The sequence below is a fragment of the Flagellimonas onchidii genome (assembly GCF_004804315.1).
GTDB lineage: Bacteria > Bacteroidota > Bacteroidia > Flavobacteriales > Flavobacteriaceae > Flagellimonas > Flagellimonas onchidii.
The window spans coordinates 53,236-70,663 of the sequence record NZ_SRXX01000005.1 but is presented as its reverse complement, the minus strand read 5'-3'; the positions used below and the strand labels follow the sequence as shown (position 1 = coordinate 70,663).

The 17,428-nt window shown below is 38.1% G+C and carries 17 protein-coding genes; 8 read left to right on the top strand and 9 right to left on the bottom strand.

What is annotated here, in order from left to right:
- Positions 1 to 11: 11 nt before the first annotated feature.
- A complete protein-coding gene (locus E4661_RS06850; RefSeq protein WP_136466091.1) occupies positions 12 to 743 on the bottom strand; it encodes a LytR/AlgR family response regulator transcription factor in 732 nt (243 codons plus the stop codon).
- On the bottom strand, positions 743 to 2,950 hold the full coding sequence (locus tag E4661_RS06845) for a tetratricopeptide repeat-containing sensor histidine kinase (protein WP_136466090.1): 2,208 nt from the start codon (positions 2,948 to 2,950) through the stop codon (positions 743 to 745). The genes E4661_RS06850 and E4661_RS06845 overlap by 1 nt, the downstream gene beginning before the upstream one ends.
- A 212-nt stretch (positions 2,951 to 3,162) precedes the next feature.
- On the opposite strand from E4661_RS06845, the gene E4661_RS06840 reads away from it, so the two are divergent.
- Positions 3,163 to 4,332 (top strand): vWA domain-containing protein, encoded by a 1,170-nt coding sequence (locus E4661_RS06840; protein WP_136466089.1) that lies wholly within the window; start codon positions 3,163 to 3,165, stop codon positions 4,330 to 4,332.
- A 48-nt stretch (positions 4,333 to 4,380) separates the two neighbouring features.
- On the opposite strand, the gene E4661_RS06835 is transcribed toward E4661_RS06840, so the two are convergent.
- On the bottom strand, positions 4,381 to 5,376 hold the full coding sequence (locus E4661_RS06835; protein ID WP_136466088.1) for a PorP/SprF family type IX secretion system membrane protein: 996 nt from the start codon (positions 5,374 to 5,376) through the stop codon (positions 4,381 to 4,383).
- Positions 5,377 to 5,502: 126 nt separating this feature from the next.
- Here E4661_RS06835 and E4661_RS06830 point away from each other — a divergent pair, with 126 nt between their 5' ends.
- From E4661_RS06830 to E4661_RS06815, 4 genes are all read left to right on the top strand, one after another.
- Positions 5,503 to 6,399, top strand: a complete 897-nt coding sequence (locus E4661_RS06830) for a NifU family protein (protein ID WP_136466087.1) — start codon at positions 5,503 to 5,505, stop codon at positions 6,397 to 6,399.
- Between the two features lie 71 nt (positions 6,400 to 6,470).
- Positions 6,471 to 6,671, top strand: coding sequence for a dodecin family protein (locus tag E4661_RS06825; protein ID WP_136466086.1), 201 nt, complete (start codon positions 6,471 to 6,473; stop codon positions 6,669 to 6,671).
- A gap of 59 nt (positions 6,672 to 6,730) precedes the next feature.
- Positions 6,731 to 8,839: a thioredoxin domain-containing protein gene (locus E4661_RS06820; RefSeq protein ID WP_136466085.1), complete on the top strand. Its 2,109-nt coding sequence runs from the start codon at positions 6,731 to 6,733 to the stop codon at positions 8,837 to 8,839.
- Between the two features lie 69 nt (positions 8,840 to 8,908).
- On the top strand, positions 8,909 to 9,733 hold the full coding sequence (locus E4661_RS06815) for a mechanosensitive ion channel family protein (protein ID WP_136466084.1): 825 nt from the start codon (positions 8,909 to 8,911) through the stop codon (positions 9,731 to 9,733).
- Here the strand turns inward: E4661_RS06815 and tsaB are convergent.
- Positions 9,730 to 10,407 carry a tRNA (adenosine(37)-N6)-threonylcarbamoyltransferase complex dimerization subunit type 1 TsaB gene (gene tsaB / locus E4661_RS06810; RefSeq protein ID WP_136466083.1) on the bottom strand — a complete coding sequence of 226 codons (678 nt, stop codon included), beginning with the start codon at positions 10,405 to 10,407 and terminating at the stop codon, positions 9,730 to 9,732. The genes E4661_RS06815 and tsaB overlap by 4 nt on opposite strands.
- A 106-nt stretch (positions 10,408 to 10,513) precedes the next feature.
- Between tsaB and E4661_RS06805 the strand changes: the two genes are divergently transcribed.
- The 3 genes from E4661_RS06805 to E4661_RS06795 are packed head-to-tail and all read left to right on the top strand — an operon-like array spanning position 10,514 to position 11,376.
- Positions 10,514 to 10,837 carry a type II toxin-antitoxin system RelE/ParE family toxin gene (locus E4661_RS06805; RefSeq protein ID WP_136466082.1) on the top strand — a complete coding sequence of 108 codons (324 nt, stop codon included), beginning with the start codon at positions 10,514 to 10,516 and terminating at the stop codon, positions 10,835 to 10,837.
- Between the two features lie 5 nt (positions 10,838 to 10,842).
- Positions 10,843 to 11,142, top strand: coding sequence for a helix-turn-helix domain-containing protein (locus tag E4661_RS06800; protein WP_136466081.1), 300 nt, complete (start codon positions 10,843 to 10,845; stop codon positions 11,140 to 11,142).
- 9 nt (positions 11,143 to 11,151) lie between these two features.
- Entirely contained in the window at positions 11,152 to 11,376 is a 225-nt protein-coding gene (locus E4661_RS06795) for a hypothetical protein (RefSeq protein ID WP_136466080.1), read from the top strand.
- A gap of 238 nt (positions 11,377 to 11,614) precedes the next feature.
- On the opposite strand, the gene E4661_RS06790 is transcribed toward E4661_RS06795, so the two are convergent.
- Genes E4661_RS06790 through E4661_RS06770 form a run of 5 tightly spaced genes read right to left on the bottom strand, consistent with a single transcriptional unit; the run spans position 11,615 to position 17,362 of the window.
- Positions 11,615 to 12,976: a TolC family protein gene (locus E4661_RS06790; protein ID WP_136466079.1), complete on the bottom strand. Its 1,362-nt coding sequence runs from the start codon at positions 12,974 to 12,976 to the stop codon at positions 11,615 to 11,617.
- Between the two features lie 28 nt (positions 12,977 to 13,004).
- On the bottom strand, positions 13,005 to 14,144 hold the full coding sequence (locus tag E4661_RS06785) for an efflux RND transporter periplasmic adaptor subunit (RefSeq protein ID WP_136466078.1): 1,140 nt from the start codon (positions 14,142 to 14,144) through the stop codon (positions 13,005 to 13,007).
- Positions 14,145 to 14,174: 30 nt separating this feature from the next.
- Positions 14,175 to 15,437 (bottom strand): ABC transporter permease, encoded by a 1,263-nt coding sequence (locus tag E4661_RS06780; protein WP_136466077.1) that lies wholly within the window; start codon positions 15,435 to 15,437, stop codon positions 14,175 to 14,177.
- 1 nt (position 15,438) lies between these two features.
- A complete protein-coding gene (locus E4661_RS06775; protein WP_136466076.1) occupies positions 15,439 to 16,668 on the bottom strand; it encodes an ABC transporter permease in 1,230 nt (409 codons plus the stop codon).
- Positions 16,658 to 17,362 (bottom strand): ABC transporter ATP-binding protein, encoded by a 705-nt coding sequence (locus E4661_RS06770; RefSeq protein ID WP_136466075.1) that lies wholly within the window; start codon positions 17,360 to 17,362, stop codon positions 16,658 to 16,660. The genes E4661_RS06775 and E4661_RS06770 overlap by 11 nt, the downstream gene beginning before the upstream one ends.
- Positions 17,363 to 17,428: the final 66 nt, after the last annotated feature.

Here is a 17,428-nt window from a genome sequence, read left to right as displayed (position 1 = left end):
GGGACATTTCCTTATTGAAAATAGGAGAGTAATGTAGCTTTTTTTGAGGCAGAAACCGACAGTTCTTTGCCATTTGTCAACACTACGCTTCCACCTTTTCCTTTTTTATATTTTATCACTTTACCAACATGAACCAGATAAGATTTGTGTATTCTAGCAAATGTATATGAAGAAAGTGCGTCCTCAAAATACTTTAGGGTTTTGCTCACCACAATCTTTTTGTGCTCCAAGTATATCTCGGTATAATTATCATCTGCCTTGCAGAAGTAAATATCATTAACATCCAGCACTTGAAACCCATCTTGTTGGGGCAAGGTTATTTTACCTTCGGTCTTAGTTGTTTTGGCTTCGAGAACTTGGCCTTCCAAGGCATTTTCTTTTTCCTTGATTTCTTTTACATAGTCAACAGCCTTGATCAATTCATCAATATTGATTGGTTTCATCAGATAATATGCAGCATGGTTATTTAGTGCATCAATGGCATATTGATTATAAGCGGTGACAAAAATGGTTTCAAAATTACGGTCAGGAACTTTATCCAAAAGGTCAAAGGCATTTCCGAAAGGCATTTCCACATCCAAAAAAACGAGGTCAGGTTTATATTGCTCAATCAGCCTGTGTCCTTCCTCAATATTGGAAGCCTCTCCTAAAATTTTTATTCCTTTACAATATTTGGAGAGATAATTTCTAAGTATCTCCCTGCTATTTGCCTCATCTTCAACAATAATCGTTTTTAGCTCCATTAATCTTTTTTAAGCTTGAGTGATACTTTTGTTCCGGTTTGGTCATCGTGCAAGTCCGAAATAAAAACATCCACCTTGTTTTTATACATATCATTAAGAATTTGGATCCGTTTTTTGATGTTCCCCATTCCCTTGGATTTTTGTTTCTTCTGATTTGAGGTTTTCAATTCGGCAGATTTTTTTCTACCTATGCCATTGTCAGCAATGACAATTTCAAGCGTGTCCAAATCAAGTTGTTTTACACTTATTTTTAAGAATCCCTTTTCTTCGCGGTATCGCAAACCATGCCAAATAGCATTTTCAATATAGGGTTGAAGTAGCATAGGCGGAATTTCAAAAGCATCAACATCAATTTTTTCATCAATGTCAATTTCAAAATCAAACTTGTCAGAAAAACGGGAATGCTCTAATTTCACGTATAATTCCAAAAGTTCCAGTTCTTTGGTAAGCGGAATAAAATCTTCTTCGGAATTCTCCAACACACTTCTCATCAATATGGAAAACTCACTTAAAAACCGATTGGCACTTCGTTCATCACTTTTGGCAATATAGGTGTTGACCGAATTAAGTGCGTTAAAAATGAAATGTGGGTTCATTTGCGTACGAAGTGATTTTAAAGCCAATAGGTTATTTGCTAATTTTTGTTGCCTGTTGCTACGATAGTACAAAAAGGCTGTTAATGTCATAAGAACAATTCCTAGAGCCAATGAATAGATTATCCATTTTTGCTTTTTACTTGTTTCTTGGAACAATTGCTGCTCGGTAACGGCCAAATTGTATTTGCTTTGGGACAACTGACGTTCTTGTTCCAAGCTTGAAATACGATTCTGCTTTGTAGCGATTTCACGATTGAATCGGGCTGCCCTTGAAATCTCCTGTTCTTTTCTTACATAAAGACTGTCTACAACTGCAACATAATTTTGATAGGATTCCAAGGCTTTTGAAAAATCTCCCTTGTATCGATATACTTCCGATAATTTTCTAGTGGCATCTTTTTGCACCACAAGATCATCTTCCCCATCGGCCTCAACAATGCTGCGTTCCAAATAAGGAATTGCCTCGTCCAATTTATCTTGAGCAATATATGCATTGGCAATTTTATAGTTGATACGTTGCGATGTTATGGAATCGGGACTCAACAACCCCGCATTTGCTTTGGTTACTGCTTGTTGCGGTAACTGCCTTAATTCGTTCAAGCTCTTTTTACGTAACCGTATCTCGTCATCGTATCTGTTTTTCTCGTTGTAAAAATCCGCCACTTTTTCGTTCTCTTCAATCAATCTTTCGGGGGCCACTTGTTTGGAAAGATTCAATGAGTTGTTATAAAACCCTTCTGCTTCAATGATTCGATTTTCATCGGCATAGGCGTCGGCAATTTTAGAGTTTAAATCGATTACCTTAGGGGAAATCTGATTTTTCTGCGCTACTTCCAAACCTTCCCGATAATAATCCAAAGCTTTTTTGAGATTGGACAGTGCTTTATTTGCATCACCTAATGCCTCATACAGCTCGATGCGTTGATAGGGAATCATATTTTTTGCATCCAACAAAGGGGAAAGTGTTCTCTCCGCTTTTTGAAACTCATCATTGAATAGATAAGCTTTTCCAAGTAGTAATTTGGCCTTTACCGATTCTTGGTTTGCCAATGCATCTTTTAAGTTGGTAATGGCCAAATCATATTGCTGATGAAACAGATAGATGTCTCCCAAAGTTGTCAAAGCCGATGACAGTTCTTTTTTATCTCCCCTCTTCCCAAGCTGTGAAATTGATTTAGCAATAAAGTCTATACTTTTTTCAAGGTCGGTTTTTTTGTAAAAATTAGCAGAATCCAGAAATCGTTCGTGGTTCATCGCATTCCTTCTTGCCTCACTTTTCTTTTTTTGTCTAACATCGCTTGGTGAATATCCCTGAACCTGAACATCAATATCTTCATCGGAGGTTATACGATGTCTCACGGTTATAAACTCTGGGCTTTCCACAATCAGCATATCACCAATTGAGGCCTCAATCTTAAACTCTCCCAAAGCATTGGTAGTGGTAAATCTTCCTTTATTGGTGTAAATCTCAACCCCAGAAATAGGTTCAAAATTTTCCTTTCCCTTTACCGATCCTTTAATCTGAATTAAAGAACCATTGTTATTTACTTGGGACAAGCCTGTAAACATGGAAAGGAGAAAAAGGAATATGAAAGGTGCTTTTTTTACCATCTGTGCCTTTAAAACTATAGGTAAACTTAGTTGATCTAAAACGTATTAAAAAATGGACACATTGTAAAAAACAGTCCCAAATAGCTCCATTTTGCCGCTTAACAAAATCAACTCGACCATTCACTCATTGGCGCGAACTGTTCCCTCGTTTTCAATTTTTATTGAAAAAAGTTGAAAATACTTTTAGGCCATCATTTAAAAAATCTTGAATCATGAAAAACGTTAAATATGTACTGAGTTTTATGTTAGCCTCAATAACCATTGGAAACATTTATGGAGACACCTTGAAGGAAAGAAATTACTCAAAAACGACTTTAATCACCAAATCAATTGATGAAAAACCATCCAAGCAATATGTGAAAATTGCTTTACTACTGGACACAAGCAACAGTATGGATGGACTTATCAATCAAGCAAAGGCCCAACTTTGGGATATTGTAAATGAATTTACCCATGCAAAATGTGGTAATGAAACAAGGCCCCTGCTTCAAATAGCACTTTATGAATATGGAAACGATAACTTAAGCTCTAGAGAGGGTTACATTAGGCAAGTTATTGGCTTTAGCAAAGATCTTGATGAAATTTCCGAGAAACTGTTTTCCCTAACCACAAATGGCGGTGAGGAATATTGCGGAGAGGTTATTCATACTTCATTGAAACAATTGGATTGGGGGAAAAATCCAGATGACTTGAAAATGATCTTTATTGCTGGGAACGAACCTTTTACCCAGGGTAAATTAAACTATCAAGATGCCGCATATAATGCCAAAGAAAAAGATGTTATTGTAAACACCATTTTCTGTGGTAACTACAATCAAGGTATTTCCACAAAATGGAAAAGCGGTGCCACTATAACTGGTGGGGAGTACATGGCCATAGACCACAATCGACAGGTGGTCCATATTGAAACTCCCTATGACGATATTATAATCAAGTTAAATGGTCAATTGAACAACACCTATATTTCTTATGGTTCTATGGGAAGGCAAAAGAAAATGGCTCAGGCAACGCAAGATAGCAACGCCGCTGAATTGGAAGAGGTGGTCGCAGTAAAAAGGGCTGTCAGCAAAAGCTCCAGGTTATATAAAAACTCCAATTGGGACTTGGTGGATGCTTTGGAGAATGATGAAGAATTGTTAGAGGAAATGCCCGAAAATGACCTTCCTACCGAATTAAAAGGAAAGTCAGAGAAGGAAATCAAGGTATATATAGCAGAGAAAAAAAACGAGCGTGAAAAAATCCAAAAACAAATTCAGGAATTGAACAAAAAGCGCGAAGCCTATATTGCCAAAAACCAAAAAGAGGAAACCGGGGAACTCGAAAATGCTATGCTATCCGCAATAAAAACACAAGCTTCAAAGAAAAATTATAAATGGGACTAAGCTCCTGATTACAAATTAAAACTGGTCTATCCTTTGGATAGGCCTTTTTTAATTATTAGCGGCAGGACAGTAGCAATCGTATCGCTTGCCTTGATCATTCTGACCAAAGTCATAACCCAAGGTAATCTGATGGAACCCACCATTATCAAAACGAATGTCTCCTGATTGATAAGAATAATTATATGAAAACAGGAAATTGTTCACATTTACACCCACTATTGGTGTGAACAATTGTAAGCGCTGCTCTCCAAAACCTCCATTGGTCTGAAATTGCGCCCCATCGAAGCTTCTACGATAGGATAATCCTCCCCAAACGGTTCCGAAACTAACATCCCTATAGACTTTCGCATTGAAATCAATGGTCTTTTCCTTGGTAAAATCAGTCATTTGGAACAAAATAGACGGCTCAATCCGTGTCTTTTTCCCAAAAACATACCCTGCAGAAAGCAAATATCTTCTTAAGTTGTCAAATTCAGCAGCAGTATACAAATCTCGTCCACTTCCAAGTATATTCAAAACGGCAGCATGGGCATAAAACTCCATAAGATTATAGGACATCCCTAAATCCGCATTAAAATAGCTAGCGGTATTCTTTACTCCTGTGATTACAGGATCCGGCACTATCGACCTGAATTCCGTCTCGTCCAAACTACTTAAAATAACCCCAGCACTCAATCCAAAGGAAATTTGGTTCAGAGTCCTGAAATCACCTGCCAATTGCAGATGATGCGCATACGTAGCTTTAAACCCAGTCTGCGAATGATATCCGTTGGAATCATTAAATAAAATAGCGCCTATTCCGCTGCGCTCACCAACCCTAGAATTGAAATTCAAGGTTTGAAGGCTTGGCGCCTCATCAACACTGAACCATTGTTTGCGCGCTGTAAGCCTTATTTTGGTTCCTTCTGCAATTCCAGCCATAGAAGGATACACCAAATAGTAGTTATCCGATAAATAATCAAAATAAACAGGAATTCCCTCCTGAGCCTTAGTAGTCAGCCCAAAAAATAGGGTTAAGATCAATGGGGTTAAATAGCGTCTCATGCAACGATTTTGGGCTATAGTTGGGGTTTAAAGGTAATCAAACATTTAAATAACGGTCTAACCGATACATTATTATATATTTTGACCCTCTTGTTTACTTTGGTATTTTTGCACCAAATAGTTGCTATGAAAGAATATAACATAACAGTTGTCACCACCAATAACCCAAAAATCTTAAAGTTCGAGGCAAATCATTTTTTGGCCAAGGGAAACTATGAGTATAAAAATATAGATGAGGCTAAAAATTCACCCTTAGCCCAACAATTGTTCTATCTTCCATTTATCAAAACTGTATACATCTCGGGTAATTTTGTTGCTCTTGAACGCTTCGATATAGTTGAATGGGGCGATGTAAAGGACGAAGTAGCCCAACAGTTGGTGGAATATTTGAATGCGGATGAGCCTATTGTACACGAGGAAGTGTCCAAAAAGAAACAACCCATTACAGTCTATGCTGAAGTAACTCCAAATCCTGCTGTAATGAAATTTGTCTCCAACAAGAGAATTGTACCTACCACATACGAGTTTAAGAACATTGATGAGGCCAAGGATTCGCAACTAGCTCGTGAACTTTTTCATTTTCCTTTTGTAAAAGAGGTTTTTTTGGACGAAAACTATGTTTCCGTTACCAAATATGATGTGGCAAATTGGGAAGAAATTGCCATGGAAGTACGAGAATTCATTAGGGAATTCCTTGCTGACGGCAAAGAAGTAGTATCAGAGGCAGCAACAGAAAAAGCTAAGGAAACTGCCGAGCAACAGGTAAATCAAACCCAATACGATGCTACATCCCAACAAATTGTGGGCATCCTTGAAGAATATGTAAAACCTGCAGTTGCCAGTGATGGAGGCAATATACTTTTCCAATCCTACGAAAAAGAAAGTAAAACGGTAAATGTTATTTTACAAGGTGCCTGTAGTGGATGTCCTTCTTCCACTTTTACCCTAAAAAACGGAATCGAGACCATGCTCAAAAATATGTTGGGCGATAAGGTAAACGAAGTAATTGCCATAAACGGTTGATTTTAGGGCTTATTGACCTCTTTATGGTCATTTTTTTCCTAAATTGGATAAATTTAAAATCATTAACTATTATGGCAGTATTAAAAGTAATTGAGGTTTTGGCCAACTCAGACGAGAGTTGGGAACAAGCCGCAAAGAACGCATTGGACCAAGCGTCCAAATCAGTTAAAAACATCCGTTCGGTCTATATCAATGAACAAAGCGCCTCGGTAAAAGATGGCAAGATTGATGAATACAGAGTGAATGTAAAGATTACCTTCGAGGTAAAATAATCGAAAGGGCAAATGAAAGCGCCTTGAGAGGGCGCTTTTTTTATGCTTAAAATGTTGTTATGATCAAAAGAATTACCATTTTATGGGTTATACTTTCCTTAACTCAAGGATGTACCCAAAAAACAAAAAACGTGAATCACAAATACACCAATGCCCTGGTCCATGAGACCAGTCCTTATTTATTACAGCATGCCCACAATCCCGTAAACTGGGAAGCATGGAAACCTGAAGTACTTGAACGGGCAAAAAAAGAGGACAAACCACTTCTGATCAGTATTGGTTATGCAGCTTGTCATTGGTGCCATGTTATGGAAAAAGAGTGTTTTGAGGACGAGGAAGTGGCCAAAATGATGAACGAAAACTTCATCAATATTAAAATTGATAGGGAAGAAAGACCTGATGTGGATCAAATATATATGGATGCGATTCAGATGATGTCTGGAAATGGAGGGTGGCCATTGAACATTGTGGCCCTGCCAGATGGAAGGCCCTTTTGGGGAGCCACGTATGTCCCAAAAGATAACTGGATCAAATCCTTGAATCGACTTGTTGAACTCTACAAAACAGATAAACCAAGAATAGTTCAGGTTGCTACGGATTTGTCCAACGGCATCAATGCCATCAACTTAGTACAGAACCAAGCAGATGCAGACACCTACTCTTTGGAGCAACTCGAAAAAGCTGTGGCAAATTGGTCCAAACATTTCGATAATTATTTAGGCGGATACAAACGGGCACCAAAGTTTATGATGCCCAATAATTGGGACTTTTTATTGCATTATGCGACGGCAACTGACAATGATGAAATAATGGAGCAGGTAGGCACCACATTGACCAGAATGGCCTATGGAGGAGTGTACGACCATGTGGGCGGTGGATTCTCGCGATACGCGGTCGACAACAAGTGGCATGTGCCCCATTTTGAAAAAATGCTATATGACAACGGACAGCTCACCAGCCTTTACTCAAAAGCGTATGCAGTAACAAAAAATAATCTATATAAAAATGTTGTTGAAGAGACCATTGAGTTTGTTAAGGAAGAGCTTCTGGATAAAAGCGGTGGTTTTTACTCATCTTTGGATGCAGACAGCTTAGATGAACATGGTGAATTGGAAGAAGGTGCCTATTACGTCTGGACAAAAGAAGAATTAAAACAATTGTTAGGTGCTGACTATGATATTTTCAAGGATTATTTCAACATCAATTCATATGGCCTCTGGGAAAATGGAAATTATGTATTAATTCGAGATAAGAGTGATGATGAAATTTCTCAAAAACATAACATTGAACCATCCGACCTAAGACAGAAAATGAAACAGTCTCTTAACATCTTGAAAAAAGAGAGAGCAAAACGAGCAAAACCGAGGTTGGATGACAAAATTCTTACCTCTTGGAACGGTTTAATGCTAAAGGGACTTGTTGATGCCTATCGCTATTTGGGAAATGAGGAATATCTAGAACTAGCGCTTAAAAATGCTGCATTTATTGAAAAGGAGGTAATCAAAAATGACTCCTCCCTTTTTAGAAATCACAAAGAAGGTAAAAGCAGCATTAATGCATTTTTAGATGACTATGCGACTGTTATAGAAGCCTACCTTGCCCTTTATGAGGTTACTTTTGATGAAAAGTGGTTAATGCTTGGCAAAAAATTACTGGATTATACGAAAGATCATTTTTTTAACGATGAATCGGGAATGTTCTTTTATACTTCAGATGAAGATAATTCGCTAATTAGAAAGTCTATAGAAACCTACGACAAGGAGATTTCTTCTTCCAACTCCATAATGGCAAAGAACCTTTTAAAGTACCACAAGTTGTTTTCAGAGGAAGGTTATGGTGAAATGGCCGAACAAATGGTTAAAAATGTACAGGTCGATTTTGACGAAAGTGCACAAGGGTTTACCAATTGGCTTCATTTGGTTCTTTATAAAAACCAGAATTTCCATGAAATTGCGGTAGTCGGTGAAAACTTTAAAAATTTAGGGAAAGAAATTGCCAGTAATTACCTTCCCAACAGCATCTTGGTCGGATCACCAAAAGAAGGTAATATAGAACTATTGAAAAGTCGATATAATGAAGGCCAAACATTGGTTTTTGTATGTATTGAAGGTGCTTGCAAACTCCCTGTAACTTCTGCACAACAAGCTTTAGGACAGCTGAAGAATTGATTATACTTTAATATGATCAAGTTGTGAAAAACAATGGTTTGATTTTTCTTTGTGCTTTAATTAAATCTAATGGAAGAATTTTGGAATCTTGAGCAGCAGCTAGAAAAAGCTATCAGAATATTCTTGGACTACCTTCCCAAGTTAATTTTGGCCGTTGTAATATTTGTAGTTGGTCTATGGATAATTAGGATCATCAATCGTTTGGTCCATAAATTCTTCGAGCGAAAAGACTATGATGAAACTCTGGAGAGCTTTCTTCAAAGTTTTATCAACATTGGCCTGAAAGTACTTTTGGTGGTTGCGGTAGTAACAGAACTTGGAGTGCAATCTTCATCGCTTATCGCCATGGTTGGCGCTGCTGGGTTAGCTATCGGTTTAGCCTTACAAGGTTCCCTGGCTAATTTTGCCGGTGGAGTGTTGATTCTGGTTTTTAAACCATTTAAGGTAGGCGATTGGATTTCGGCCCAAGGTGTAGAAGGTTCGGTGAAACAAATTACCATTTTCAGTACCAAACTCAACACTTTCGGAAATCAGATAGCTATTATTCCCAACGGACAACTTTCTAACGGAAGCATCGTCAACTACAACATGGAAAATACACGTAGAGATAAGTTTGACGTAGGGATTGGTTATGGCTCGGATATTAAAAAAGCCAAGGAAATTCTGTTGCATATCTGTGCAGACAACCCTGATATTTTAAAGGAGCCAGCTCCTGAGGTTTATGTAGGTGAATTAGCTGACAGTTCTGTAAATCTCACCTTGCGTTTTTGGGCCCAAAACGATTTGTTTTGGCCAGCCCATTTCTACGTAATCGAAGAAACCAAGTTACGTTTTGATCAGGCAGGAATTGAAATTCCATTCCCGCAACGCGTTGTTCATGAAGTAGCTGATTAGCGCTTCTTTTTGGTTTGAAGGACAAAATCCTTTAAGTAATAAGGTTCAAAGTAGGCCACATCTTCAAAAATACCATCTTTGAAATGTTCAAAGGAAAGAGTTGCCATTTCTTTGGCCGAAGGAACTATGGAAGTATCAAACTGAAAATTATCATGTGAGAGTACCCCTTGGCACTTTTCTGCTCCATTGCCAACAATATGTACTTTCTTAAAAGAAGAATATTCTTGAAAAGAATCCTCATCAATTATCTCTGCTCTAGTCTCTCTTATTTCCTGAAAACCGTTGTCAAACACACATGAATACACTTCCATTCTACGCGCATCCAATACAGGGATAATCACTTCACCTTCTTCACTTGAAACTTGAAGCGCCATACTTTGCAATGTAGGTATGGCAATTAATGGCAGATCCAATGAAAAGCATAGGCCCTTCGCAGCCGACACACCAATTCTAAGTCCGGTATAAGACCCTGGACCTTTACTTACCGCTACGGCATCTAAATCTGAAAAAGACAAGGAGGCCTCATCAAGAGCTTCCTTTATGAAAACATGTAATTGTTCCGAATGGGAATAGTTTATGGCATTATTCTCTTTCAGACAAACAATATTATTGTCTTCTGAAATACTTACGGAACAATTTGTAGTTGCAGTCTCTACGTTTAATATTTTGGTCATAGTAGCCACAAAGATATGGGTTTTGTAGTTGTTGGATGTTGGGTTGCATTACAAGAAACTTCACGAAAAACTTGGAAAATGTTATCTTTAAAGATAACTTTGTGATGTGACAAGAAAGATAATTTTTTACGAAAACCACTTTATTGAATTCTACCAAAAACAGAATAGAAAAGTCAAAGAAAAAATTCAATATGTTTTCGAACTGATAAAACAGGTTGACCGGATTCCCGAAAAGTTCCTGAAACATTTAGCGGAAACGAAGGGACTTTATGAAATTCGAGTGGAATACCAATCGAACATCTATCGGATTTTCTGTTGTTTCGATGACGGACAACTTGTGGTTCTTTTCAATGGCTTCCACAAAAAGACACAAAAGGAAATCGATAAAGCGGAACGATTAATGAAAAATTATTTCAATTCAAAAAAATAAAAGTCATGAAAAAGTATCAGGACATAAGAACATTCGATGAGCTTATTGAATTAGAGCACGGAAAAATTGGAACGGAAAGCCGCAATAAATATGAAGAAGGTTCCCAAATGTTCATCGTTAGCGAAATGCTAAAAGAAGCTCGAAAAGAAGCGAACTTAACTCAAGAGCAATTAGCGGAAAAAGCAGGGACAAAAAAAAGTTATATCTCTAAATTAGAAAATGCTAAAGGAAATATCCAATTGTCCACTCTGATACGAATATTTGAGCAAGGGTTAGGGAGAAAAATAGGGTTGACCTTTTTATAAATAAAACTTATGAATACAGAACTACTAAAGACCTACAAACAACTTGAAGGCATGAGTCAAACAGAAGAAGTGATTCAAATTAAAAACCAAATCAAAGAATCTCTATATCAACAATTAAGGTATCACTTTTTGGAACTTTCTGGAATTGGAAGAGTTATAGGCTATGACGAACTTCAGAATGAATTATCAAAGGCTATTGAATTACTTGAAATAGAGAAGCAAAGAGAAAAATAATGCACCCTTAGAAGTGTAAAATGCATAGTTTCCTACATTCGCCTTCGCCAACTACGGGAGAGTAAATCAGCTATCGAATCTTACATAAACAGATAAGTAGCTTCTTTACACCTTGCGGCAATTCCATTTCTTCTTTTTCAAGATAATACCTCGTCTGTCAGGCAGGCCCAAAGTGACAAATTACCTTAATTACAAGGATTTGATACTGAAAAACAAACATCTATTATGTCTAACCCAGTTAATTTAGGGAAATCGGAATACCAAAATAGAACTCCAATATTTTCAATCTAAAAATATAGTCGTATTTGGTTCTGATAACATCTGCTTCAGCATTGTCAACCCTAGATTGTGCTTGACTGAAATCGAACGCGTTCATCAACCCCACATTAAAACGTTCTTTGGCATAATCATAAGCCAATCTCCTAGCCTCAAGCGTTTTTTCGGCAGCTTCATAAGCCTTGTAAAATGTAGTAACATCTACGTAAGCCTGTTGAATATTGGTCTCTAAATCCAATTTATCCTGTTCCAATTGCAGTCTAGCTTTTTCCAGATTTATTTTAGAGCGCTTTACATTATTTTTTGTACCCCATCCATTGAAGATTGGAACATTGAGACTGGCGCCAAAAGAAACACCATCAAAAATCCATAATTGATCTTTAAACCCTGGGGTGAAAGTACCCCCACTACCATCTGGGACTTCCCCTGTAGCATCGGAATATCTGGTTCCATAATTGAAATTACCACTTATAGATGGATACATGGCACCCTTTGCAATCTGAAGGTCTTTTTTAGCAAGTTCCACATTTGTTTCTGATAGTTTTATATCATTTCTATAACTTAATGCCTTATCAAAAATCACTTTCATAGAATTGCTTAAAATATCGGATGGCGGAATATTGAACTCCTCATCGGCTATATCAAAATTCTCATAATCGGTGATTTGAAGCAATTGGGCCAGACTTACTCTTGAAATCAACACTAGACCTTCTCCGTTTACGACCTGTTGTTCTTGATTGGCCGCTGTAGCTTCAATTTCCAATAAGTCTCCTCTTGGAGAAACCCCCGATTCCACCAACTCTTTGGTTCGTTTTAAATCTTGCTCAGTTACCTCCAATTGCGCCTTAAAGGTTTTTAATTGTTCTTTATTGGAAAGTACTTGCAAATAAGCATTTGCCACGTTCAAACGAATATCATCTTTTAAATCATCCAACCTATACTGATTTGCTATCCTATTCAATTTGGCTCGCTGCAAGCGCTTGACGTTACGTAATCCATCAAAAAGTGTTATGCTTGAACTAAAACCTCCATTTGCGCTAACATTGGATGAATTCCCCAATGCCGGAACGTTTGATGTACTTACAATGGTAAATCCTGTATTTTTAGACCCTCCTGCAGAGGCATTTAAATTTGGCAGCATATTACCCAATGCATCGGACTTATCTATTTTAGCGTTTTCCAAATCGAGTTCAAACTGTTCAATGCTAAGATTGTTCTCTACTGCGTATTCGACACATTCTTGTAACGTCCATTTACGCATTTGTGCATTTGAAACCGTCATCGCGCACACCAATAACAGTAGTGTAAATAATCTACTTTTCATTCGTTTTTTGATTTTTTAAGTTACGGGATTAGGCATCCTCCTCAGATTTTTCCTCGTCCTCTTGTCCTTTCTTGATTGGTTCGGTCTTGTTCCATTGCTTTACCTCATCAGATTCATCAAGACCTGAGACAATTTCAACATTTATGCCATCAGAAATGCCTATTTCAATGTCCCTTCTTTCAAACTTCTGCTCGCCTGTTGCAATTTCAACATAAGGTTTGTCGGTTTCTTTGTCAAATTGAAGCAATGCTTCAGGAATAACCAGTATACTATCTTTTTTCTCCAGCGTCAACGAAGCATTGGCGCTATAACCAGCTCGAATTAAGAAGTCATCTTCCACAGCGACATCCCCTTCAATCTTAAATTGAACAGCCCCGGCTTCCTCTACACCTTTTGGTGCGATAAACTTGAGATTTGCATCGAATTCTTTGTCCTCGATAGCTCCTAAACTAATCTTCAAAGGCATTCCCAATTCCAATTTACCTACTTCGCCTTCGTCCACTTTTCCTTCAAAGATCATTTTACCCAAGTCTGCAATTGACGCAATTGTGGTACCATCGTTAAAATTGTTACTTTGGATTACTTGGTCCCCTTCTTCAACAGGAATCTCTAAAATAGTACCCGTAACAGTAGCTCTAATGTTGGTATTTGCACTTGCAGATCCACCAGCGGAACCTCTTCTAATGATTTGATAATCCGCTCTAGAATTTTTAAGCTCCTGCTGTGCTTGGTCGTACGTCAACTGCTGATTGTTGAAATCCTGACTTGAGATAACTCCTTTTTCGAACAGTCCCTTATTCCTTTCATACTCAATTTTTGCGTTGTTCAATGCTAATTCTGCATTTCGAACCCGGCCAGCAGCTTGGTTCAAGGATTGTTCATTGGGAACCACTTTTATCACCGCAATCAAATCGCCAGCTTTTACTTTAACACCTTCTTCCAAATAAATCTTATCAATGATTCCAGAAATCTGGGGTTTAATTTCTATTTCATCTTCTGGAATTACTTTTCCAGTGGCAACCGTTTTCTTTTCTATACTCGAAATAAACGGTTTATGGGTTTCGTAGGTGACAGCCGATTTACTGTTGGACTTAATAAAGAACGTAGCAGCCCATAAAGCACCAAAAACAAGTACTGCAAGCCCTACCCATTTTAAAATTTTCTTCATTTTCTAGATTATTTAGTTTTATTGTTTTTTTTATTCTTCTCTCAATGCATCTATTGGTCTAATACTCACAGCTCTTTGTGCCGGTATCAAGCCTATTAAAATCCCCAATACCAGCATCAATGCAAAAGCACCCACAACCAATGGAATAGGTACCGTTGGATTCGTATACGGAAAATCGATGTTCTGAGTTGCATTATTGACTATGTTCAGGGTGAACGCCCCTAAAATAATTCCCATAACCCCAGCAATCAATGTAAGGAACAAGCATTCAAGAATTATCAAAGTCCTAACCTCGCCCGGTGTAGCCCCAAGTGCTCTTCTTACCCCAAGTTCTTTGGTACGCTCCTTAACTGAAATCAACAGTATTGCTCCAATACCAATGATACCAGCTAGAATGGTGGCAATCCCAACAATCAGAGAGATAAACGTAAGTCCCTTGGAGAATCCCATTATTTTTCCAAACATCTCTCCAAGATTAAAAGTTCCAAAGGCTCTTTCATCTGTAGGGTCCACACGGTGAATACTTTTCAGAACGGCCTTTACATCTTCTTCTACCTGCACTACATCTGCATCATCGTAAGCGGCCATGGAAAACCAACCCACTTCATCACCTGAGTTGTAAAGTCTTCTATAGGTGGTGAAAGGAATGTAAATATCACTATCGGAATCGAATGGGGCGTTTTGAACAAACTTATGTACGCCCACTACCTGAAAATAAATACCATCTATACGAATATACCCGCCTATAGGGTCTTCATCCTCCTCGAACAACTCTTTTTGGGTCCGTTCTCCTATGATGCACACTTTTCTTGCTTGTTCAATATCGTCATCGTTTACGAACCTTCCTCCATCATATATTTTTTTGGTGGCAATCTTGGTGAATACTGGAAAATCGCCATACACAGGATAACTTCCTGATTTTGAGCCTCTAGTAATGGATGCTGGTGCAGAACCAAAAGTTCCCTTAACATTTCTCGGTGCTATGTACTGCAAATCGGGAATCCGATTTTGTAACACTGTGGCATCGCCCAACTTCAGTTGTAACTGGCGCCCTGTTTTGAAACCATCATACGGTTTGCTGGTACTTTGAGCCCATGCAAAAAGGCTGTTCATGGCAACCGTTTCAAAAGATTTTTCAAATCCATTGTCCATACCTTTTGCGGCTCCTGACATGGCTATATATACAAAAATCCCCCATAGCACACCGATAATCGTAATTATGGTACGTATTTTATTTTTTCGGATGGATCCGAAAATTTCTTGCCAGGTATTTCTATCAAATAAAAGTCTCATCTTATTCGTCCCTTAATGCAACTATGGGTTTAATCTTTGCTGCTCTTCGAGCAGGAATATATCCGGCCAAAGCGCCGAAAAGAATCAAGAACACAGTAGCTACGATTGCCACTGTGGTATTTATATATGGATTTTTAATAAAGAAATCTTCCAATCTTTCCCCAATAGAATTCAAGACAATCAAGCCTATTAACATTCCCAAGTAGCCAAAAATGGTAGTGATAAAGATAGATTCCAAAAGAATGGAGCTAATCACTGCTTTAGGGGTTGCTCCCATGGCTTTTCTTATTCCAATTTCCTTGGTACGTTCTTTAATCACAAATACCATGATGTTGCTTATCCCAATAATTCCAGCAATAAGGGTACCCAAAGCAAAAACCGATGCTATTATCGCCAAAATATTGGCAAACTGCTGGTTTTGTTTTAGTTGGTCTGCCACATTTCGGATAAACAGACCATTAGGGTCCTGTGGACTGATATACTTTTTATCCCTTAGAAACTTGTCCAGGCTTGCTTGAAAAGCCATTGCACCAGCATATCCGATTTCTGGCCTAAAACCAAGAATGATTTGATCAATCTTATCCGTATTTTTTTCAATAAGTTGTCTTGTGGTATAAGGGATGTAGATATAACGTTCCTCGTTGTCTCCTCCGTCATCTTGAAAAACTCCGATTACCTTAAAGACACTGCCTCCAATGTCAATGTATTTATCAATGGCATTTTTAGTTCCGAACAAATCCTGTTCAACCAAACGTCCTATGACTGCATATTTGGTTTTGGCCTCTACGTCGCGCTCATTTATGTAGCGCCCCTTCATTATAATGGTTTTTTCATTAAACTGATGACCTGGACCTACAGCACGTGTAATGTAGTTATTGGATTCTTCCTTGTATTTGGTCAGAGCTGAACGGGATATTCTTGGGGTAACATACTCCAAGAACATGGAAAAATTCTTTTTGATATCCTCCAAATCCGAATTATCAAATTCAATTATCCTATTGGATTTATACCCTTTGTATGGCATGGAAGTGCGACCTGCAAAAAGAAAAATTGTATTGGTGGCATCATCACTGAAGAACTCCTCAAAAGTATTTCGAAGTCCATTGGTCAATCCTACCAAAGAGACAAAAATTAGGATACCCAAAGCCACCGTAAATCCAGCTAGAAACGTACGGAGCTTATTTTTTTTGATTGACAGAAATATTTCCTGCCATGTATCCCTATTGAACATATTCGGATGCTCTAACTTGTTCTACTTTTTTGTCTTCAACAATTACGCCGTCCTTAAGGTGAACAATCCGTTTGCACATATGTGCGATATCTTCCTCGTGTGTTACCACTAAAATGGTATTGCCTTCATCGTTGATTTTTTGGATTAAATCCATCACCTCATAGGAAGTTTTACTATCCAACGCACCAGTAGGTTCATCTGCCAAGAGCACTTTAGGCTCCGCAGCCATAGCCCTGGCAATGGCAACCCGCTGCTTTTGACCTCCAGAAAGTTCGTTGGGCAAATGCGTAGCCCATTCTTTCAACCCTACCTTATCTAAATAGCTCAATGCTTTTTCTTGACGCTCTTTTCTCGACACCTTTTGATAATAGAGGGGAAGCGCCACATTTTCCATTGCGTTTTTATAGTTGATCAAATTGAAGGATTGAAATACAAAACCTAAAAACTTATTTCTGTATTGTGCCGCCTTGGTTTCACTTAAATCTTTAATGGGCACACCATCCAAAGTATATTCCCCCTCATCTGCTTCATCCAACATTCCCAAAATATTCAGTAAAGTAGATTTACCCGAACCAGAAGATCCCATAATGGCCACCAGCTCTCCAGCTTCGGCTTTAAAATTGATTCCTTTTAGTACATGAAGGGAATTGCTGCCCATTTTATAGGACTTGTGAAGGTCTTTGATTTCTATCATGATTGGCGCTATTAGCTATCTGGGATTTTACATCCGGTAATAAGACTTACAAGATGTTGAAATGTT